This is a genomic window from Streptomyces sp. NPDC001700 (assembly GCF_053596435.1).
Map to the genome: position 1 here is coordinate 572,303 of NZ_JBSFGE010000002.1, position 20,261 is coordinate 592,563.

A 20,261-nucleotide genomic window follows, 5' to 3' on the forward strand; every position below is an offset into this window, starting at 1 on the left:
CTCACCAGAATGCATGAGAATTTCGGTGACGACAAGGAGTTCGAAGGAACGAAGAGCGTTCAAAAGGGAAGCGAGCCGGGGAAGCGAGCCGCGGCGGCGGGAAGGTGTTCAGAGGCGGAGGGACGGACTTTCGGTCCGCCCCTCCGCCTCTCGGGGGATCGCCAGTTGGTCAATGGGTGGTCAGCCGCGGTCCGGGGCGCGCTCGATGAATGGGGCGAGCAGCCCGGGGACCGTGGTCTCGGCGAGGGCGATCCCCTGGCCTTCGGTCAGGTCGTACACGTGGTAGGCGCCCTCACCGGCCGCCGTGGTGGCGCCGACGGTGAGCAGCCCCGCCCGGCGCTGGAATGGCGTGCGGGAGATCTTCCAGCCGATGATCGCCTCGCGCTCGAGGGCGACGGTGCGGTGGGCGAACGTCCCGGCGGAGGTGACGAGATAGCGGCCGCGGAGCCCATGGCCGAGGGTGCGGTACGCGTTGAACGCGAACGCCACCAGGATCGGCACCAGCACCACCCCGGCGATCACACCGCCGATGACGAGCCCGGTGCTGAGCCACAGCCCAAGACCCACCGGGACCGCCGCGATCAGGACCGACCAGATGAGGGCGCGGTTGATACGGCGCCGCAGGGCGGCCCGGGGGTGCCCGGTGAGGCCGTCGCGCTCGATCAGGCCCCCGTGTTCGCTCACGCCCGGCTCGTCCACCGGCAGCGCCTCGGCGGCGACCCGCACGGCCTCGGCACGCGGGACGGGAGAGGTCAGGGCGCGGCGGCGGCGATTCTCGTCCTCGCCGCCCAGGCCGCTGGCGACGGCGTTGAGCTTGGCGCCCCTGGCCCAGCGCAGCGGAATGGGCTCGACGAGTTCGAGGCCGCGCAGATTTCGTTCCGCGATGGTCACGGAGCGGGTGGCCAGCAGTCCCCGGCGGACCCGGAGCGCTCCGCCCTCTTCGCGGCGCAGTTCGTAACCGGCCCAGTTCTCGATGAACGTGGCGGTGGAGCCGACCATGCCGAGGGCGACGATGACGAGGACGGACACCAGGATTCCGTACCAGAGCGGCACGGAGCCGAAGCGGTGCTGGAGGTCCTTGACGATGCCGAGTTCGAGCGGGTTGACCTGCATCTCGTTCAGGGTGCGGTACACACTGCCCGCGGCGATGAAGACACCGCCGACGCCCCAGACGGTGAGCGGGCCGTAGCGCAGCCAGGACCAGTCCAGCTGGCAGAGCACACCGTCGTTGTCGGCCACCGCCGGGGACCGGCCCGCGTCGCGCAGGGCGAGGATCCGGCGGCGCAGCTCAAGCGCCTCGGCCTTGGTGATGCCGTCGAGGGCGAGCTTGCGCGCGACGGCGTCGCTCTGCTCCCCGCTGTCGATCCGCAGCGTGGTGAGTCCGAAGACCCGGTGGACCGGGTTGGCGGTGAGGTCGACGCCGCGGATGCGGCCGATCGGGACCGAACGCTCGCTGCGGAAGAGCAGGCCCTTGCGCAGCTCGAAGCGGTCCTCGGTGAGCCGGTAGCGGGTGGTGAACAGCCGCATCAGGCCGATGCCGCTGATGACCAGGAAGGTCACGAACAGCGACGCGAGGGTGATGATGACCTGGAGGTTGGTCTTGCCTCCGGTGACCGCGAGGCTGGCGAGGAACATGGCCAGCGGTGCGCCGAGGATGGACAGGTTGACCAGGAGCAGCCGACGGTTCAGCCGCCCCCAGTCCTGGTCGACCGTGGGGGGCGACACCGTCGTATCGGGTGTCATGTGGCGTCCTCCGGGACCGACTCGACGCGCGCGGCCAGGAATTCGACCAGGTCCTGGGCCACCTTGTGGTCGATGCCCTTGATCTTCACCGCGCCCGAGGAGGAGGCGGTGGCCACGGTGACACCTGAGAGCCCGAACATCTGCTGCAGCGGACCGCGCAGGGTGTCCACCGTCTGGACGCGGGACAGCGGGGCGACCCGCCACTGCTGCCACAGCCACCCGGAGGCCGCGTACACGGCCTCGTCGGTGGTCTCCCAGCGGTGGACCCGGTAGCGCCAGGCGGGCATGACGGCCATGTAGAGCAGCCCGGGGACCAATGAGATCAGCGTGGCCCACATGAAGAACTCACGCGTCGGGGGGATGGTGGCCCACAGGATCCCGAAGGTGAGGGGCAGGGGCAGGGCGAACAGTGTCGACTGCAGCGTCCACCAGCCGATCGCACGGCGGTCGACCCGGTGACGAGGCGGACGGAGCCTCAGATTGTCATGGCGTTCCACTGTTTCACCCTGCTCTTGCTTCCAGATGGGTGCCGGGTGCGGGCCCGGCGGGGTTGGCGGCCTATGTAATCAGGCTTCGGCCGATGCCTTGTCCGCGGTCTGCGGGCTGTCCGCGGTCTGCTGACCGTCAGGGCCCTGCTCGGGCAGCTGACCGTTCCCGGCGGCCTCCTGGGCCCTCAGCTTGCGCATCTTGGCCAGCAGGACGGCCGTACGCGTCAGCACCATGGCCAGCGCCATGAAGATGAAGGCGTTGGAGTAGGTGTCCTGACCGCTGATCCCGTATTCGATGGAGAACTTGATCAGGCCCATCGGGAACCAGTGCTCGGCGCCGTAGACGAAGATGATGCGCCCGCTGGAGAGGATGATCCACACCACCGCGTAGCCGATGCCACCGATGGTGTACAGCGCGCCCGAGGAGGCGTCCCTATAGGCGGGCAGCAGCGCTCCGGCGATCAGGCCGCAGATGACACCGATGCCGACACCCACGAGCTGCAGCGACAGGTCGTTGTCGCCCTTGGTCGGGAAGGAGTGGACGAAGATCGCGATGACGACGGCCACGGCGATGATCGAACGCGCCATCCGCATCGTGGTGATGCGGCGGCGGCCGAGGTCGGTCGCCAGGACGATCGTCAGAATCGTTCCGCTGGCGATCAGCGCGGCCATGAACTGGCTCAGCTGTGGCATATACGACGTTCTCCAAGCCAAGAGGGCGATGTGCTTCGTGGTGTGACGGCCGGTTGTCCCACCGGTCTCACCGGGAACAACGCTAGAAGCGGGCCCCGCGCCGCGCGACGACTGAACGGTGGGATCCGGCTGTCAACCGACCGGTGGACACGGGGGACACGCGTGGTAGTACTGAGGCCGTGCGCAATCACTCCCCGGGGGACGACTCGCCGACCGGCGCGTATTACGGCCCCGAGTCCGGCACCCGCTGGTTCGGCCTCTGGGACGGCTTCTTCGCCGTCTCCTACGTCGTCACCGCGGCCCTGCTGCTGCTCTCCAGCGGCTCCCAGGTCGACCACTCCCTCCCGATCGCCGCGCTGACCCTGATCGTGCCCTGGTACGCGGCGGTCGGCCGGGGGCTGATGATCGAGGCGAGTCACGGGCCGCGGAACCTGGTCTTCGCGCTCGTCCTGGTGGCGCTGTTCTGCGCCACCACGGCGTTCAACCTGATCGGCGCCTTCGCGCTGTTCGCGGTCATCCCGATGCTGATCATGAGCCTGCCGATGGGCCCGGCGGTCGTGCTGGCCACGGTGGCCAATCTGTGCCCCGTGCTGGTGATCGCGTTCGTCGGCGAGGACGTGGGTCTGAACGTCTGGGAGGTGGTGCCCATCTCCCTGCTGAGCATCGCGCTGTCGCTGCTGCTGGGCCTGTGGATCAAACGGGTGGTGCGGCAGAGCAAGGAGCGGGGGCTGCTCATCGAGGAGTTGCGGCGCAGCCGGGAGCGGGAGGCGCGGCTGTCCCACGAGGCCGGGATCTCCGCCGAGCGCGAGCGGCTGGCCCGGGAGATCCACGACACCCTGGCGCAGGGGCTGACCAGCATCATCAGCCTGGTCCAGGCGGCGGAGTCGGAGGTGTACGACGCACCGGACCAAGCCGTGAACCATCTGGCGCTGACCGGGCGGGTGGCCAAGGAATCGCTCGCCGAGGCCCGGGACTTCGTGGCCGCGCTCACCCCGCCCGCGCTGCGCGGCGGCTCGCTGGTGCAGGCGGTCCGGCGGCAGGCGGACGGGCTGATCGCCGAAACCGGCCTGGAGGTGCGGTGCTCGGTCAGGGGCGACGAACCGCCCCTGCCGATGGCGGTCAGCGTCGTCCTGCTGCGCTCGGTGCAGGAGGCGATCGCGAACGTCCGCAAGCACGCCAAGCAGGCCCGTACGGTGGACGTGGTCCTGGTCTTCGACGATGACGGCATCCGGCTGCTGATCCGCGACGACGGCGAGGGCTTCACCCCGGACGGCACGCAGGAAGGGTACGGGCTGCGCGGGATGCAGGCCCGGATGGAGGAGATCGACGGAATGGCGTCCATCACCAGCAGCCCCGGGCGGGGCACCACCGTCGAGGTGGACGTGCCGGCGACGGCGCTGGCCGGGGAGGCAGTGCATGGCTGAGGGAAACCCGATCAGGGTGCTGCTGGCCGACGACCACCCCGTGGTGCGGGAGGGGCTGAGCGCCATGCTGGATTCCGCCGAGGGCATCACCGTCGTCGGACAGGCCGGTTCCGGTGAGGAGGCGGTGGTCCAGGCGAAGGCGCTGCGGCCGGACATCATCCTGCTGGATCTGCGCATGGGCGGGATGGACGGCGTCGAGGCCACCACGCAGATCCTGCGGCAGGTGCCCGGCTGCAAGGTCGTCATCGTGACCACGTACGAGGACGACTCCGACATCCTGCGCGCGGTGGAGGCGGGCGCCGCGGGCTATCTGCTGAAGGGCAGTTCACGCCAGGAGCTGATCGGCGCCGTGCAGACCGCCGCGCGCGGCGAGACGGTGCTCACCCCGTCCCTCGCGGGCAAGCTCTTCCGCAGCCGGACGGCCGAGCCGTCGCCGCTCTCCGGCCGCGAGCGTGAGGTACTGCGGCTGGTGGGCCAGGGGCTGACCAACGCCGAGATCGGCGCCAAGCTGTTCGTGGCCGAGGCCACGGTCAAGACGCATCTGCTGCGCTCGTTCAAGAAGCTCGGCGTCTCCGACCGCACGGCCGCGGTGATGACGGCCATGGAGCGCGGTCTGCTCTCCTAGCGGCCCTCACACCGTGCCGGTCAGGCTGCTGTCGGAGAGCTTGGCGGGCAGGTCGCGGCGGCGCTTGACGTTCAGCTTGCGGTAGATGCGGGTCAGGTGCTGCTCCACCGTACTGACGGTGACGAACAGCTTCGAGGCGATCTCCCGGTTGGTGTTGCCGTGCGCGGCCAGCACCGCGATCCGCACCTCCGCCTCGGTCAGGGCCTCCACATCGCGCTGCGGCTCGGCCCCCTGGCCGGGCTGGGCGGCGGCGGCCGCCACCAGCTCACCGCTCTCCGCGTGCCGTGGCATCAGCTCGCGGCACAGCGGCTCGGCGCCGCAGGACTTGGCCACGTGCCAGGCCTTGCGGACGTAGACCCGGCCCCGGTTGAAGTCGCCCATCGCGCGGTAGGCGCGGCCGAGTTCGCCCAGCGCGATGGCGAGCTGGATGCGGTCGTCGCCGCCCTCCAGCACCTCGACGGCCTCCTTGAGCCGGGGCAGCCGATGCCGGAGCTGGTCGGTGCGGGCCAGGACCACCAGCAGACCGCCGCGCAGCCGCCCGTCACCGGCGCCCCGCCGCAGCTGCTCCTCGGCGAGGGACCGGGCCTGGGCGGGGTTGCCGAGGGCGAGCCACGCCTCGGCGGCGTCCAGCCGCCACGACGCCAGCCGGGGCGTGTCCATGCGCCAGGACGCGGCCAGTTCCCCGCAGTCCGTGAAGTCGCCGAGGGCGGCGTGGTAGCGGCCGGTGGCCAAGTGGCAGCGGCCTCGGGCGCGCAGGTAGTACAGCCCGGGGACGGTGCGGAACAGCCCGTCGGGGAGCGGCTGTTCGAGCAGCGCCATGGCCTCGTCGTAGTGGCCCATCCCGGTCTCGGCCTGGATCAGGGAGGACAGCACCAGCCCGATGCCGACCCCCCAGCCCGGCGCCGGAATCTGCGCCAGGGCGCTGCGCGCCTGGTGCGCGGCCACCTGGAGATCGCCTTGGCGCAGCGCGATCTCGGCCCGTACGGCGGACAGCATCGCCTGCCAGGCGGGGACGCTGCGGGAGGAGCACTCGCCGAGCAGCCGCTCGCACCAGGACAGGGCGAGGTCCAGGCGGCCGGTGACGACGAGCGCGTACAGGGCGATGACCAGCGGCTGGAGGGTGTTGTCGCCGAGGTGGTAGCGCTGCAGGACGCGTTCGGCCTCGATGACCGCCTGGTCGGTCCGGCCCTCGGTGAAGGCCGTGGACAGGGTGGCGGCGGCGTGCGCGTGGGCGAGGTCGGCCACGTCGTGCGGGGATCCGGTGCCCTTCGCGGCCCCGGCGCCGAGGGCGGGGAGGCGGTCGCGCAGCGGCGGGCTGAGCATCGTCAGCCACTGGATGGAGGCCGAGAGGGCGGCGCTCATCGCGGGGTCGCCGCCGCCGGTGACGCCGGGGCCCGCCGTGCGGCTCAGCGCGGTGATGGCGTCGGCGGCCGTGTCCAGCCGCCCCGACCAGGCGAGGTACGAGGTGATGGGGGCGATGTCGCGCGGGGCGAGCCAGCCCTTCTCGGCCTCCTCGGTGAGCGACGGCAGATACCCCTCGGCGACCGCGGGGCCGACCCGCCAGGCGACGCTGACGAGCCGCGCCTTGAGGGCGGTGCGGGTGGGCCCCGGCTCGCACGCGCGATGGGCGTGTTCGAGGCAGCGGAGCGCGACGTCGAGTTCCTTCTGCACCAGCGCGTATTCGGCGGCCTCGCGCAGGACCGGGACGGTCCAGGGCTCGCCGTCCTGGTGGCCGCGGACCAGATGGCGGGCGACGTCGAGCGCGGAGGCGCCGTCGGCGTGCAGCAGCCGGGCGGCCCGGGTGTGCAGGTCGTGGCGGACGGCGGCGGGCGCCGCGTCGAGTACGGCGGTACGGGCGACCTCGTCGCGGAACCGGCCGTGGTCCAGGACGGCGCACTCGTGGAGGTCCTGGACGCCCTGCTCGACCGTGCCGACGCTCAGGTCGAGGAGGCTGCTCAGGTGGCGGGGGGAACGGGCGTCGCCGAGGACGGCGACACCGCGGGCGATCGCCGCCACATCGGGCTCGCCCCGGTACAGACAGCCGAGGACGGCCTGCGCGAACGCGTCGCCGGGCGTGGGGCGCTGCAGGGCCTCGCCGTGTTCGCCACCGGCCCGCCAGTCGTCCAGCAGCGCGCGCAGCAGCAGCGGGTTGCCGCCGGAGAGGCGGTGGCACTCGGGGGCGAGCCGGGAGGCGACGGTGGCGGACAGGGTGTTGGACAGCGCCTCGGCGACGCCCGCCTCGGTGAGCATGGGCAGCCGCATGCGCACGCAGTTGGGCTGGCGGAGCAGTTCGGCGTGGAAGGTGAGCTGCCGCTGGCGCAGCCGGGGGGATTCGGTGAGGACGATGAGCACCCTCGCCTGGCGGACCCGGCGCGCGAGGTGGAGCAGGAATTGCAGGGAATGATCATCGCCGCAGTGCACATCGTCGACGGCGATCACCAGCGTGCGTTCGTCGACCAGCCGCAGCAGCACCGACGAAATCTGGGACATCACGTGCATGCGGGCCGCGGCGGTGCTCTCCGGACCCATGTCGGCGAGCAGGGTGACCGCCTCGGAGCGTACGTCCGGGGGCATGGCGGCGTTGTCGAATATCTTTCGGAGAATACCGAAGGGGAGTTCGCGTTCGGCCCGCGAAGCGGTCACTTCGAGGAGCAACGCGCCGCTGTCGATTGCCTGTTCGGCAAAGCTGTCCAGCAGCCGGGTCTTGCCGCTGGCCACCGCGCCGCTGACCAGCGCCAGCCGTCCCCGGCCCTGTGTCGCGCCGTGCAGCATTTCACGCAGGACGGAGAGACGGCTCTCCCACTCGAAGAGATTTATGGGCACAGGACTCATCCCCCGGCGAATCATCGCCTCACGCCCCCGGGTCGATGACGCCGAGGGCCTGAAACGTGACGTATGGCGAATTGCGTTTCGGTCGTGCGATACGAATCGGCCGGGTCAGGGACGTGACGCCGAAAGCACCCCGGACACCAGACTCGTGATTTCCGCTTGATGGTTGGCCAAGAAGAAGTGGCCACCCGGGAACACCCGGATGTCGAACGCGCCGGTGGTGTGCTCCTGCCACGCCTGCGCCTCGTCCAGGCTGGTTCTGGGGTCGTCGTCGCCGGTCAGCACGGTGATCGGGGCGCGGACAGTGGCACCCGGCTCGGAGCGGTAGGTCTCGATCGCCTGGTAATCACCGCGAATAGCGGGCATCACCATGCGCAGGATCTCCTCATCTCCGAGGACCCGTGCGTCGGTTCCGCTCAGCACCTTCATTTCGCGCACGATGCCGTCATCGTCACGGCGGTGCACATTCTCGTCCCGGTAACGGGACGGTGCCCGGCGGCCCGACGCGAAGAGGGCTACCGGGGAGAACTCCGGATCGGCCGCCTCCAGTCGCCGCGTCACCTCGAACGCGAGCACGGCGCCCATGCTGTGGCCGAAGAAGGCGATCGGCCGATCGAGCCAGGGCTTCAACTCGGCGGCGATGACGTCCGCGTACTCGCCGATGTTCTCGATCCGCGGATCGAGACGCCGGTCCTGACGCCCCGGATACTGCAGCGAGAGGACGTCCACGGCCGGTGAAAGCGCTTGTGACACCGGGAAGAAGAACGGCGCCGAACCCCCGGCATGCGGCAGACAGACCAGCCGCACGCGGCTGTCGGGGGCCGGATGGAACCGTCGTATCCAGACGCTGTCTTCTTGCTGAGCACCCATGTACGTGAAAAGTCTTTCCCTCATCGGGTTCGCGGTCGCAACAGCCGCTCACCCATCAGAAGATGTGTCAGAACAAGCTGCCCCTAAACGTTCTAACACGACAGTAGATGTAGGGGGCACCCCTAACAGCGAGGGGTCACCCCCCACGCGTAGGGTCTTGGAGCGCCGCCTGCTGCCGCGCGCCCCCGGCGAGCGCCTGCGCCAGGTCGTCCAGCGCCTCCACCAACAGCTCGGCGCTGCGCACCGCGACCCCCGGCCGCTCCCCCGCGCGCTCCTGCCAGTGCTCCAGCGACTCCTGTACGGCGGTCCAGTCCAGCGGCCGCCGCTCCCGGACCGCCTCCACCGCCTTCGGAACCGCCGTCCGCAGCGCCGCGGCGAACTCCTCGGACTCCTTCGACGGGGCCGCGTCACGGTCCGGGAGATGCGCCTCCAGCAGCATGGTGACCCGGCCCGTGGTGGACAGCGCGGTCTGCGCCTCCTGCGCCGCCCGGCGGCCGATACCCCGGTGGCGCACCGGCTCCCGGCGCGCCCGGGCCTCCAGCGCCTCGTACTCGCTGCGCGCCGCCCGCGCGTCCAGCAGCGCCTCCCGCACCTGCCGGGGGCGGCGCTCGGCGGGGCGGGCGTGGGCGTCGAATACGGCGACGGCGTACTGGCCGCCGGTGTCCAGCCAGTCGGCCAGCCGGTCGCGCATCAACGGGGTCTCCCAGGCGGGGAAAACCACGTACGCGGCCATCGCCACCAGCCCGCCCAGCAGCGTCAGCGCCACCCGCGCCTGGACGGTCTGGCCGACCTCCGCGCCCGCGATGCCGAGCAGGAAGACCACGTACGCGCTCACGCACAGGGAGGCCACGATGAAGCCGGTGCGCAGCAGCATGAACATGAAGGCCGCGCACACCACGGCCAGCGTGGCGCTGATATACGGGTCCGGGTGGGCCAGCGTCACCACCAGCCCGCCGATCAGGACCCCGGCCAGGGTGCCGAAGAAGCGGGCGACCCCGCGCGAGAAGGTCTGGCCGAAGTCCGGGCGCAGCACCATCACGGAGGTGAGCGGCGCCCAGTAGCCATGGCCGAACGGCAGCATGGCGCCCAGCAGATAGCCGCAGACGGCGACCACCGTGAGCCGCACCGCGTGCCGCAGGATGCGCGAGTCCCAGCGGGCCTCGCGGCGCAGCGCGCGCAGCGCCACCGGCACCAGGCCGGGGACGGTGGGGCGGGGCAGATGGCGGCGGTCCCTGGTGCCCTCGGCGGTCACCGCCTCCACCCGCTCGTCCGAGGACTCCACGACGTCGTTCACCAGGGCCATCAGCTTCAGCGCGGCGCGGCGGGCCGCGCCGTTGAGCATGGGGCCGCTCGCCGGTACCTCCAGCACCGCCATCGCCTCGGGCGGCAGCCGGACCGGCTTGTTCCGGCGGATGGCGTGGGCCACCGCGTCCAGCACGGTGGCGGTCGCGGCCAGCAGCTCCCGCACCCGGTCGCGCTCGGGCCCGAGCATCGGGGCGCCGACCACGGGGTCGGCCATCGAGGCGAGCACCGGGCGTATCCGCTCGGCCAGCAGCCGGTAGCCGCGCAGCTGGCGCGGGCGGCGCTTCGCCTCGCGCGGAGTGAGCGCGGCGGCGCTGCGGGCGTCCATCAGCGGCTGCGGGTCGAACGGCGCCTGCGGGTCGTGGCGCAGCCGCCGGGCGTAGTCGGCGACGCCCGCGAGCGCGTCCGCGAGGGCGTCGCGCTGCACACCCCAGGGCCGTACCGGGAAGAGCACGATCAGCACGGCCTGGACGACGCCGCCGAGCCCGATCAGCGCGGCGTGCTCCAGGGCGCCGAGCACCGAGGTGGGGAGGGTGACGGTGACCAGCATCACCGCGACCATCTGGGTCGACACCAGCCCGGAGACCGGGCCGACCGCCCACGACATGCCGGTCAGCAGCGTCCATACGGCGAGCATCACGACGAAGGTGGCGACGTGGGCGGCGGCCAGATAGCCGAGGAAGGTGGAGACGGCGAGCAGGGACGCCGCGGCGAGCGCCAGCTCCGGGCGGGGCCGCCAGCTCTTCTGGAAGATGGCGATCCCGGCGGAGAACGCGCCGAACGCGGACGACACCGCGAGGGTCGGCGAGCCGAACCAGAGGGTCAGCCCGATGACGATGGCCACACCGCAGGCGCCACGGACCGCGACCAGCGGCTCCAGCCGGATGCGCTCGATCGTCAAACCGGCCTGGGCCGTCTGCTTCAGCGCGTGTGACCAGCTCATACGCCGAGACTACGACCTTGATCTGCACGCGAGGAACCGGCCGTCTTCGGCGGATTCCTCGCGTACCCGCCCTTTCGGCCCGCGTCAGCCCTCAGGTGTCGCGCAGTCCACATCGAGCAGTTCGATGGGCCGGGTCGCGTCGAGGTCGACGTACGCGGTGAAGGAGCCGGTCGCGCCCTGGCCCCAGCGCGTGGTGATGGTCGCCCAGCCGACCCGGGCGGACTGGGCCGTGGTGACCTCGCCGACCTCGATGTCCCTCGGCTCGTTCTGCGCGCACAGCAGCAGGTCGTAGCCGGGGTTCTGGGCGATCCGCTCCTTCAGCTGGTCGGAGACCAGGTTGTCGCGCTCCCAGGGACGCGGCCCGTGGTTGCCGTAGAAGCCCTCCAGGAAGTGGTGGATCTCCTCGGCGGTGAAGCGGCCGTTCGGATCGGTCTTCTGGGCCGCGACCGCGGGTGCGCCCGCGGCCAGCACGAGTCCGAGGCCGAGCGCGGCCGCGGCCGCGGCACAACGAAGGGTACGAAGCATAGGAGATCCCCCTGAATGTGGTCGTGTGCCCATTGTTCGGGCGAACACTCAAGAAGACCTACAACAGGGGTGGATGGTTGCCCTGTGACACAGAGAAACCCTCGCCGGTCGCAGACCGGCGAGGGTGTCCCGTGTGCGCCCGGGTCAGTGGTTCTTGGGGAAGCCCAGGTTGATGCCGACCTCTTCCGACGGCTCCGGCCAGCGGGTGGTGACGACCTTGCCCCGGGTGTAGAAGTGCACCCCGTCGTTGCCGTAGATGTGCTGGTCGCCGAAGAGCGAGTCCTTCCAGCCGCCGAAGGAGTGGTAGCCCACCGGCACCGGGATCGGCACGTTGACGCCGACCATGCCCGCCTCCACCTCGAGCTGGAAGCGTCGGGCGGCGCCGCCGTCACGGGTGAAGATCGCGGTGCCGTTGCCCCACTTCGAGGAGTTGATCAGCTCGATGGCGTCGTCGTACGTCTCGGCGCGGACGACGCACAGCACCGGGCCGAAGATCTCGTCGCGGTAGGCGTCGGCGGTGGCGGGGACCTTGTCCAGCAGCGAGACGCCGATGAAGAACCCGTTCTCGTGGCCCTCGACCGAGTAGCCGGTGCCGTCCACGACCACCTCGGCGCCCTGGGCGGCGGCCCCGTGGACGTAGGAGGCCACCTTGTCCCGGTGCTCCTTGGTGATCAGCGGGCCCATCTCGGAGGACGGGTCGTTGCCGGGGCCGATCTTCAAACGGGCGGCCCGGTCGGCGATCTTCTTCACCAGGTCGTCGCCGATGTCGCCGACGGCGACCACGACGGAGACCGCCATGCAGCGCTCACCGGCCGAGCCGTAGGCCGCGTTGATCGCGTTGTCCGCGGCGAAGTCCAGGTCGGCGTCGGGCAGTACCAGCATGTGGTTCTTGGCGCCGCCGAGCGCCTGCACCCGCTTGCCGTGCTCGACGGCCTTGGACTGGATGTACTTGGCGATCGGAGTGGAGCCGACGAAGCTGACCGCGGCGATGTCCGGGTGCTCCAGCAGCCGGTCCACGGCCACCTTGTCGCCGTGGACGACGTTGAGCACACCGTCCGGCAGCCCCGCCTCGGACGCCAGCTCGGCCAGCCGGTAGGAGGCCGACGGGTCCTTCTCGCTGGGCTTGAGGACGAAGGTGTTGCCGCAGGCGACGGCCACCGGGAACATCCACATCGGCACCATGGCCGGGAAGTTGAACGGCGTGATGCCCGCGACGACACCCAGCGGCTGGCGGATCGAGGAGACGTCGACCCCGGTGGAGACCTGGGTGGACAGCTCGCCCTTGAGCTTCTCGGCGATGCCGCAGGCCAGCTCGACGATCTCCAGACCCCGGGCCACCTCGCCGAGCGCGTCCGAGTGCACCTTGCCGTGCTCGGCGGTGATCAGCTCGGCGATCTCGTCGCGGTGGGCGTCCAGCAGCTCGCGGTACTTGTAGAGGATCGAGGAGCGCTTGGACAGCGAGACGGTGCCCCAGGACCGGTACGCCTCCTTCGCGGACGCGACGGCCGCGTCGACCTCCCCGACCGAGGCGAGGGCGACCCGGGTGTCCTGGGCGCCGGTGGCGGGGTTGTACACCGGGCCGTGGTTGCCGGAGGTGCCCTCGACGGACTTCCCGCCGATCCAGTGGTTGACGGTCTTCATGGGTGCGAAGCCTTTCTCTCGAAAAACGTCAGAGGTGGCGGCGGCGGCCGGCGGCGTGCCGGTCGTACTCCTGGCGGGCCTTCACGGCGGCCGGGCGGGTCGCGGTCTCGGCTACGGGCACATCCCACCACGCCTGTGCGTCGGGTGCGCCCGACACTGTGTCGCCCGTTTCGGTCTCCACATAGACACATGTGGGACGGTCCGAGGCGCGGGCCGCCGCGAGCGCCTCGCGCAGCTCGGCCACGGTCGCGGCGCGCAGCACGTCCATGCCGAGCGAGGCGGCGTTGGCGGCCAGGTCCACGGGGAGCGGATCGCCGGTGTACGTACCGTCGGCGGACCGGAAGCGGTAGGCGGTGCCGAACCGCTCGGCGCCGGTGGTCTCCGACAGGCCGCCGATCGAGGCGTAGCCGTGGTTCTGGAGGAGGACGATGTTGATGTTGATGCCCTCCTGGACCGCGGTGACGATCTCGGTCGGCATCATCAGATACGTACCGTCCCCGACCAGCGCCCACACCGGGGTGTCGGGGGCCGCGAGCCGTACGCCGATGGCGCCCGGGATCTCGTAGCCCATGCAGGAGTAGCCGTACTCCAGGTGGTACTGGCGGGGCGAGCGGGCCCGCCACAGCTTGTGCAGGTCGCCGGGGAGCGAGCCCGCCGCGTTGATCACCACGTCGTCGTCGCCGACCACCGCGTCCAGCGCGCCCAGCACCTGGGTCTGGGAGGGGCGTACGGAGGCGTCCTCGGCGGCGTACGCGGCGTCCACCCGGCGCTCCCACGCGGTCTTGCCGGTGCGGTACTCGGCCTCGTACGTCTCGTCCACCCGGTGACCGGCCAGCTCGGCGGTGAGCGCTTCCAGCCCGGCGCGGGCGTCGGCGACCAGGGTGGTGGCGGCCAGCTTGTGGGCGTCGAAGCCGGTGATGTTGAGGTTGAGGAAGCGGACGTCCGGGTCCGCGAAGAGGGTCGCGGAGGCGGTGGTGAAGTCGCTGTAGCGGGTGCCGACCCCGACGATCAGGTCCGCGCTGCGGGCCAGGTCGTCGGCGACGGCGGTGCCGGTGTGCCCGATGCCGCCGATGTCGGCCGGGTGGTCGTGGCGCAGCGACCCCTTGCCCGCCTGGGTGGAGGCGACCGGGATGCCGGTGGCGTCGGCGAACGCCCGCAGCGCCCCCTCGGCCTCGCTGTGGTGGACGCCGCCGCCCGCGACGACCAGCGGGCGCCGGGCGGCGCGGATCGCCTGCGCGGCGGCGGTGGTCTCGGCGTGCTCCGGGGCGGGGCGGCGCACCCGCCACACCCGGTCGGCGAAGAACTCCTCCGGCCAGTCGAACGCCTCGGCCTGCACGTCCTGCGGCATGGCCAGGGTGACCGCGCCGGTCTCGGCCGGGTCGGCGAGCACCCGCATCGCGGCGAGCGCGGCCGGGATCAGCGCCTCGGGGCGTACGACGCGGTCGAAGTAGCGGGAGACCGGGCGCAGCGCGTCGTTGACGGACACGTCGCCCGCGTACGGCACCTCCAGCTGCTGGAGTACGGGGTCGGCGGGCCGGGTCGTGAAGATGTCGCCGGGCAGCAGCAGCACCGGCAGCCGGTTGACGGTGGCCAGCGCGGCGCCGGTGACCAGGTTGGTGGCGCCGGGCCCGATGGAGGTGGTGACGGCCTGGGCGGCGAGCCGGTTGGATTGGCGGGCGTAGCCGACGGCGGCGTGCACCATGGCCTGTTCGTTGCGGCCCTGGAGGTACGGCATGGTGTCCTGCCCGGCCTCCAGCAGCGCCTGGCCGAGCCCGGCCACATTGCCGTGGCCGAAGATGCCCCAGGTGGCGTTGATCAGACGGTGCCGCTGCCCGTCCCGCTCGGTGTACTGGTGCGCCAGGAACTCGACCAGGGCCTGGGCGACGGTGAGGCGGCGGGTGGTCATCGGGCGTCTCCTGCGGGAGCGTCAGGGGCGGGAGCTTCAGGGGCGGAGGCTTCAGGGGCTTCGTACAGCGGAAGGCGGGGGTCGACGGGCTGGTCGGGCCAGGTGGAGCGGATCCAGCCGTGGTCGGGGTGGTCGCAGATCAGCCAGGCGCGCTCCTCGCCGGGGCCCGCCATGACGTTGAGGTAGTACATGGCGTGGCCGGGCGCGGCGATGGAGGGGCCGTGCCAGCCGTCCGGGATGAGGACCGCGTCCCCGGAGCGGACCTCGGCCAGCACATCGGTGCCGCGGCCCCGGCCGGAGGGCGAGACGCGCTGGTAGCCGACGCCCTCGTTGCCGTGGGCCTCGGCGATCTCGAAGTAGTAGATCTCCTCCAGCTCGCTCTCCTCGCCGGGGCGGCACTCGTCGTGCTTGTGCGGCGGGTACGAGGACCAGTTGCCGCCGGGGGTGAGCACTTCGACGGCGATGAGCTTGTCGCATTCGAAGACGCCTGCCGCGCCGAAGTTGTTGACCTGGCGGGAGCAGTTGCCGGTGCCGCGCAGCTCGACGGGGACGGCGGAGGCGGGCCCGTAGCGGGCGGGCAGCCTGCGCTCGCAGCGGGCGCCGGTGAGGGCGAAGCGGCCCCCGGCGCCGCTGGCGATCGTGGCGTGGGCGTCGCGCGGGACGTACGCGAAGTCGGTCACCCCGCTGAACACGTTCTCGCGGCCGAGCAGTTCGAACGTCTCGCCCTCGGTGATCACCGTGCAGCCGCCGCTGAGCGGCAGCACGATCCACTCGCTGTCGCCGGTGACCAGCTGGTGCGAGCCGCCGGGCGGCAGGTCGAGCACGCGCAGGCTGGAGTAGCCCCATCCGGCCCGCGCGGGGTCGATGTCCAGCGCGTACGGGCCGTCGGCCGCCTTACCGGCCTGCACATGGAAGCCAAGGGAAGATTCGTTGGTGGTCATGGCGTCAGTGTTTCCTCCGGTTCCGGGGCCGATTCACGACGAGGCGATTTCCAGCAGAGGGCCCGATTCACAGCAGGCCGACGGCGGTGTCCACGGCGGTCTCCACGCTGCCCTCCGCCGGGTAGAGCAGCGAGCGGCCGACGACCAGGCCCTGGACGGTGGGCAGCCGCAGCGCCTTGCGCCACTTCTCGTACGCCCCCTCCTGGTCCTTCCCCACCTCGCCGCCGAGCAGCACGGCGGGCAGGGTGCTCGTCTCCATGACGGCGGCCATCTCGTCCGGGTCGTTGGTGACCGGCACCTTCAGCCAGGTGTACGCGGACGTTCCGGCGAGCCCGGAGGCGATCGCGATGGACTTGGTGACGGCTTCGGCGCTCAGGTCGTTGGAGACCCGGCCGTCTATCCGGCGGGAGATGAACGGCTCGACGAACACCGGGAGCCGCCGCTCCGCCATCTCGTCGATGGCGCGGGCCGTGGTGAGCATGGTGGAGAGCGACCCGGCGTCGTCGTAGTCGACCCGCAGCAGCAGCTTCCCGGCGTCGAAGCGCAGCCGTTCGATGTCCTGCGGGCGGTGGCCGGTGAAGCGGTCGTCCAGCTCGAACGAGGCACCGGCCAGCCCGCCGCGGTTCATCGAGCCCATGACGACCTTGCCGTCGAGGGCGCCGAGCAGCAGCAGGTCCTCCAGGATGTCGGCGGTGGCCAGCACGCCGTCGACACCCGGGCGGGACAGCGCTACGCACAGCCGCTCCAGCAGATCGGCCCGGTTGGCCATGGCCAGCTTGTGCCCGCCGACGGCGAGGGCGCCGCGCGCCGGGTGGTCGGCGGCCACGATCATGAGTCGGCCGCTGTCGCCGATCAGCGGGCGGCGGACCCGGCGGGCGGCGGCCTCGGCGATGGCCTCCGGGTGGCGGCTGCGCACCGTCACGAGGTCGGAGATGCTGATACTCAACTAAGGCTCCCTACATAGGGTCCGGCAGAACGGCGAACCGCGTCACGATTGGCTGAGCAGGGCCTCGACCTCGGCTTCCGTCGGCATCGCGGAGGAGCAGGCGAGGCGGGACGCGACGATCGCGCCCGCGGCGTTGGCGTAGCGCATGATCCGCTCCGGGTCCCAGCCCGCCAGCAGCCCGTGGCACAGGGCGCCGCCGAACGCGTCGCCCGCGCCGAGTCCGTTGACGACGTCGACCGGGACGGGCGGGACCTCGGTGGCGGTGCCGTCGCGGTGCACGGCGAGGACGCCCTTGGGGCCCTGTTTGACGACGGCCAGCTCGACGCCCGCGTCCAGCAGGGCCTGGGCACAGGCCACGGGCTCCCGGACCCCGGTGGCGATCTCGCACTCGTCCACGTTGCCGACGGCGACGGTGGCGTGGCGCAGCGCCTCGGCGTAGAAGGGGCGCGCCGTCTCGGGGTCCTTCCAGAACATGGGGCGCCAGTCGAGGTCGAAGACGGTGGTGCCGCTCTTGGCGCGGTGGGCGAGGGCCGCGAGGGTGCTGCCGCGGCTGGGCTCCTCGCTGAGGCCGGTGCCGGTCATCCAGAAGATCCGGGCGGCGCGGACCGCGTCGAGGTCCAGCTCGTCGGGGTAGATCTCCAGGTCGGGGGCCTTGGGGCGGCGGTAGAAGTAGAGCGGGAAGTCGTCGGGCGGGAAGATCTCGCAGAAGGTGATGGGGGTCGGGTAGTCCTCGACCGGCGTGACGAAGCGGTCGTCCACGCCGAACCCCTGGAGTTCCTGGTGGATGTACTCGCCGAACGGGTCCGCTCCGGTACGGCTGATCACCGCGGAGCGGTGGCCGAAGCGGGCCGCGGCCACCGCGACGTTGGTCGCCGAGCCGCCCAGGAACTTTCCGAATGACTCGACCTGCGGCAGCGGCACTCCGGTCTGCAGCGGGTAGAGGTCCACTCCGATGCGGCCCATCGTGATCAGGTCGTACGGCTCACTCATGCGTGCCCCTTCGGGAAAATTCGGGAAAGACGCAGCTCAGGATTGTCGTGGGCGAACACCGGGTCCCGCCCGGCCCCTTCAGGTCTAGACGCGCCCACGGCCCGCTGTCAAGGATTTGTCATTACATTCGGACCTAACCACGAGACTCGGCCCCGGAGCCGCCGCCCGCGCGTTATGGTCTCGTTACGTCCAGATGAAATGTTGTCATGACAAACTCTTGACAGGCAGTGTCCGCGAGGAGTTGGCTCCCCCTCATGCAACAGCTCTGTTAACACCGGACTGGCTTGAGAGGTGCTGGAGCAATGGACCTCAGATTCGACCGACGCCGCCGCGCGGGACTCACCGCCATCGCCGCCGTAACGGTTCTCCTCGCAACGGGATGCAGCAGCCAAGGGGGCAAGAAGGCCCAGGACGCCGCGGACGACATCTCGGCGGGCAAGGCCAACACCCCCCGGATGAAGATCGCGATGATCACCCACGCCGCCCCGGGTGACACCTTCTGGGACACGGTCCGCAAGGGCGCCAAGGCGGCCGCGGCCAAGGACAACGTCGATCTGGTCTACTCCAGCAATCCGAACGGTGGCGACCAGGCCAACCTCATCCGGAACGCGATCAACCAGAAGGTCGACGGCATCGCCGTCACCCTGGCCAAGCCCGCCGCGATGAAGGGCGCGATCGCCAAGGCCGAGCAGGCCGGGATCCCGGTCGTCGGCTTCAACTCCGGCCTGGAGGACTGGAAGGCGCAGGGGCTGCTCGAATACTTCGGCCAGGACGAGGGCCTCGCCGGTCAGGCCTTCGGCAAGCGCCTCAACGCGATGGGCGCCAAGCACAACATCTGCGTCATCCAGGAACAGGGCCATGTCGCCCTGGAGGCCCGCTGCGCGGGCGTGAAGAAGACGTTCAAGGGCAAGACGGACACCCTCTACGTCAACGGGACCGACATGCCGTCGGTCAAGTCCACGATCTCCGCCAAGCTCAAGCAGGACTCCAGCATCGACTACGTCGTCACGCTCGGCGCACCGTTCGCTCTGACCGCCGTGGACGCCGCCAAGGAGTCCGGCGGCAAGGCCAAGATCGCTACCTTCGACCTCAACAAGGACCTCATCGCCGCCGTCCAGAGCGGGGATGTGCAGCTGGCCGTGGACCAGCAGCCCTACCTCCAGGGCTATCTGGCCGTCGACTCCCTGTGGCTCTACAAGAACAACGGCAACTTCAGCGGCGGTGGCGAGGCGCCCGTGCTGACCGGCCCCGCGTTCGTCACCAAGGACAACGTGGAGAAGATCGCCAAGTTCGCCGCGAAGGGCACCAGGTGATCCGGCCATGACCCAAGCCGCCCCGCCCGCCGCCGCCATGCCACCGGCCTCCCCCGCGGCCGCTCCCAAGACCCGCTCCGCCGACCGCTCGCTGACCCGCCGGGCCCTCGCCCGGCCGGAGATCGGCGCACTGGTCGCCGCCGTCGGCGTCTACGCCTTCTTCTTCGCCGTCGCCCCCACCTTCCGCCAGGCGGACTCGTTCGCCACCGTGCTCTACCAGGGCTCGACCCTGGGCATCATGGCGCTCGCCGTCTCCCTGCTGATGATCGGCGGCGAGTTCGACCTCTCGGCCGGTGTCGCCGTCACCTCCTCGGCGCTGGCCGCGAGCATGCTCAGCTTCCAGCTCACCGCCAACGTGTGGGTCGGCGTCGGCGTCGCCCTGGTCGTCTCGCTCTCGGTGGGCCTGATCAACGGACTGCTGCTGATCAAGACCGGGCTGCCCAGCTTCCTGGTCTCGCTCGCCAGCTTCCTGATGCTCCAGGGCCTCAACCTCGCCATCACCAAGCTGCTGACCAACAACGTCGCCACCAACACCATCAACGACATGGACGGCTTCGACTCGGCCAAGGCGGTCTTCGCCTCCGAGGTCCCGGTCTTCGGCGTCGATGTGAACATCACCGTGTTCTACTGGCTGGCCTTCGCCGCCCTCGCCACCTGGGTCCTGCTGCGCACCAAGTTCGGCAACTGGATCTTCGCGTCGGGCGGTTCCAAGGAGAGCGCCCGGGCGGTCGGCGTCCCGGTGAACCTCACCAAGATCGCGCTCTTCATGACCGTGGGCTTCGCGGCCTGGTTCGTCGGGATGCATCTGCTCTTCGAATACAACACCGTGCAGGCCGGTGAGGGCGTCGGCAACGAGTTCTACTACATCATCGCGGCGGTGATCGGCGGCTGCTTGCTCACCGGCGGCTACGGCTCCGCGATCGGCGCGCTCCTCGGCGCCTTCATCTTCGGCATGGTCAACCAGGGCATCGTCTACGCCAACTGGAACCCGGACTGGTTCAAGTTCTTCGTCGGCGTGATGCTCCTGCTCGCCACGCTCGTGAATCTGTGGGTGCGCCGTCAGGCCACCAGGAGGTGATGGG

Annotated in this window: 16 protein-coding genes; 4 read left to right on the forward strand and 12 right to left on the reverse strand. The window is 70.9% G+C overall.

Annotated elements, in window-relative coordinates; all coding sequences use genetic code 11:
- Positions 1-180: 180 nt before the first annotated feature.
- From ACWC5C_RS05325 to ACWC5C_RS05335, 3 genes are all read right to left on the reverse strand, one after another.
- Complete coding sequence (locus tag ACWC5C_RS05325) at positions 181-1,743, reverse strand: PH domain-containing protein (RefSeq protein ID WP_450873862.1); 1,563 nt, start codon at positions 1,741-1,743, stop codon at positions 181-183.
- Positions 1,740-2,240, reverse strand: coding sequence for a PH domain-containing protein (locus tag ACWC5C_RS05330; RefSeq protein WP_450873864.1), 501 nt, complete (start codon positions 2,238-2,240; stop codon positions 1,740-1,742). Before ACWC5C_RS05330 ends, ACWC5C_RS05325 begins: the two co-directional genes overlap by 4 nt.
- 69 nt (positions 2,241-2,309) lie before the next feature.
- Positions 2,310-2,924: a hypothetical protein gene (locus ACWC5C_RS05335; RefSeq protein WP_450873866.1), complete on the reverse strand. Its 615-nt coding sequence runs from the start codon at positions 2,922-2,924 to the stop codon at positions 2,310-2,312.
- 179 nt (positions 2,925-3,103) lie between these two features.
- On the opposite strand from ACWC5C_RS05335, the gene ACWC5C_RS05340 reads away from it, so the two are divergent.
- The gene (locus tag ACWC5C_RS05340; protein ID WP_450873868.1) at positions 3,104-4,348 is read left to right on the forward strand and encodes a sensor histidine kinase; all 1,245 of its coding nucleotides are present in this window, start codon (positions 3,104-3,106) and stop codon (positions 4,346-4,348) included.
- Positions 4,341-4,973: a response regulator gene (locus ACWC5C_RS05345; protein WP_450873870.1), complete on the forward strand. Its 633-nt coding sequence runs from the start codon at positions 4,341-4,343 to the stop codon at positions 4,971-4,973. Before ACWC5C_RS05340 ends, ACWC5C_RS05345 begins: the two co-directional genes overlap by 8 nt.
- A gap of 6 nt (positions 4,974-4,979) precedes the next feature.
- Here ACWC5C_RS05345 and ACWC5C_RS05350 read toward each other — a convergent pair whose 3' ends face one another.
- The 9 genes from ACWC5C_RS05350 to iolC all read right to left on the reverse strand — a co-directional run bounded on the left by ACWC5C_RS05350 (position 4,980) and on the right by iolC (position 17,866).
- Positions 4,980-7,805, reverse strand: coding sequence for an AAA family ATPase (locus tag ACWC5C_RS05350; RefSeq protein ID WP_450873872.1), 2,826 nt, complete (start codon positions 7,803-7,805; stop codon positions 4,980-4,982).
- 105 nt (positions 7,806-7,910) lie between these two features.
- Positions 7,911-8,672, reverse strand: a complete 762-nt coding sequence (locus tag ACWC5C_RS05355) for a thioesterase II family protein (protein ID WP_450873873.1) — start codon at positions 8,670-8,672, stop codon at positions 7,911-7,913.
- Positions 8,673-8,808: 136 nt separating this feature from the next.
- Positions 8,809-10,917, reverse strand: a complete 2,109-nt coding sequence (locus ACWC5C_RS05360) for an FUSC family protein (RefSeq protein WP_450873875.1) — start codon at positions 10,915-10,917, stop codon at positions 8,809-8,811.
- A gap of 84 nt (positions 10,918-11,001) precedes the next feature.
- Complete coding sequence (locus tag ACWC5C_RS05365; protein WP_450873877.1) at positions 11,002-11,442, reverse strand: hypothetical protein; 441 nt, start codon at positions 11,440-11,442, stop codon at positions 11,002-11,004.
- Between the two features lie 144 nt (positions 11,443-11,586).
- On the reverse strand, positions 11,587-13,083 hold the full coding sequence (locus tag ACWC5C_RS05370; protein WP_450873878.1) for a CoA-acylating methylmalonate-semialdehyde dehydrogenase: 1,497 nt from the start codon (positions 13,081-13,083) through the stop codon (positions 11,587-11,589).
- Positions 13,084-13,111: 28 nt separating this feature from the next.
- Positions 13,112-14,989, reverse strand: coding sequence for a 3D-(3,5/4)-trihydroxycyclohexane-1,2-dione acylhydrolase (decyclizing) (gene iolD, locus ACWC5C_RS05375; protein ID WP_450873879.1), 1,878 nt, complete (start codon positions 14,987-14,989; stop codon positions 13,112-13,114).
- The gene (iolB, locus tag ACWC5C_RS05380) at positions 14,986-15,930 is read right to left on the reverse strand and encodes a 5-deoxy-glucuronate isomerase (RefSeq protein ID WP_450873881.1); all 945 of its coding nucleotides are present in this window, start codon (positions 15,928-15,930) and stop codon (positions 14,986-14,988) included. The genes iolD and iolB overlap by 4 nt, the downstream gene beginning before the upstream one ends.
- A 67-nt stretch (positions 15,931-15,997) precedes the next feature.
- Positions 15,998-16,876, reverse strand: a complete 879-nt coding sequence (locus ACWC5C_RS05385) for a Cgl0159 family (beta/alpha)8-fold protein (RefSeq protein WP_450873883.1) — start codon at positions 16,874-16,876, stop codon at positions 15,998-16,000.
- A gap of 42 nt (positions 16,877-16,918) precedes the next feature.
- Complete coding sequence (gene iolC / locus ACWC5C_RS05390) at positions 16,919-17,866, reverse strand: 5-dehydro-2-deoxygluconokinase (RefSeq protein ID WP_385437667.1); 948 nt, start codon at positions 17,864-17,866, stop codon at positions 16,919-16,921.
- A gap of 302 nt (positions 17,867-18,168) precedes the next feature.
- Here iolC and ACWC5C_RS05395 point away from each other — a divergent pair, with 302 nt between their 5' ends.
- Together ACWC5C_RS05395 and ACWC5C_RS05400 are read left to right on the forward strand one after the other, a co-directional pair.
- Complete coding sequence (locus ACWC5C_RS05395) at positions 18,169-19,179, forward strand: sugar ABC transporter substrate-binding protein (RefSeq protein ID WP_450873885.1); 1,011 nt, start codon at positions 18,169-18,171, stop codon at positions 19,177-19,179.
- A 7-nt stretch (positions 19,180-19,186) separates the two neighbouring features.
- Positions 19,187-20,257 (forward strand): ABC transporter permease, encoded by a 1,071-nt coding sequence (locus ACWC5C_RS05400; protein ID WP_450873887.1) that lies wholly within the window; start codon positions 19,187-19,189, stop codon positions 20,255-20,257.
- Positions 20,258-20,261 lie beyond the last annotated feature (4 nt).

Coding starts and splice junctions, on each gene's coding strand:
- ACWC5C_RS05345 (WP_450873870.1), top strand. CDS start 4,341: ATGGCTGAGGGAAACCCGATCAGGGTGCTGCTGGCCGACGACCACCCC.
- ACWC5C_RS05325 (WP_450873862.1), bottom strand. CDS start 1,743: ATGACACCCGATACGACGGTGTCGCCCCCCACGGTCGACCAGGACTGG.
- ACWC5C_RS05370 (WP_450873878.1), bottom strand. CDS start 13,083: ATGAAGACCGTCAACCACTGGATCGGCGGGAAGTCCGTCGAGGGCACC.
- ACWC5C_RS05355 (WP_450873873.1), bottom strand. CDS start 8,672: ATGGGTGCTCAGCAAGAAGACAGCGTCTGGATACGACGGTTCCATCCG.
- iolC (WP_385437667.1), bottom strand. CDS start 17,866: ATGAGTGAGCCGTACGACCTGATCACGATGGGCCGCATCGGAGTGGAC.
- ACWC5C_RS05360 (WP_450873875.1), bottom strand. CDS start 10,917: ATGAGCTGGTCACACGCGCTGAAGCAGACGGCCCAGGCCGGTTTGACG.
- ACWC5C_RS05400 (WP_450873887.1), top strand. CDS start 19,187: ATGACCCAAGCCGCCCCGCCCGCCGCCGCCATGCCACCGGCCTCCCCC.
- ACWC5C_RS05350 (WP_450873872.1), bottom strand. CDS start 7,805: ATGAGTCCTGTGCCCATAAATCTCTTCGAGTGGGAGAGCCGTCTCTCC.
- ACWC5C_RS05365 (WP_450873877.1), bottom strand. CDS start 11,442: ATGCTTCGTACCCTTCGTTGTGCCGCGGCCGCGGCCGCGCTCGGCCTC.
- ACWC5C_RS05395 (WP_450873885.1), top strand. CDS start 18,169: ATGGACCTCAGATTCGACCGACGCCGCCGCGCGGGACTCACCGCCATC.
- iolB (WP_450873881.1), bottom strand. CDS start 15,930: ATGACCACCAACGAATCTTCCCTTGGCTTCCATGTGCAGGCCGGTAAG.
- ACWC5C_RS05335 (WP_450873866.1), bottom strand. CDS start 2,924: ATGCCACAGCTGAGCCAGTTCATGGCCGCGCTGATCGCCAGCGGAACG.
- iolD (WP_450873879.1), bottom strand. CDS start 14,989: ATGACCACCCGCCGCCTCACCGTCGCCCAGGCCCTGGTCGAGTTCCTG.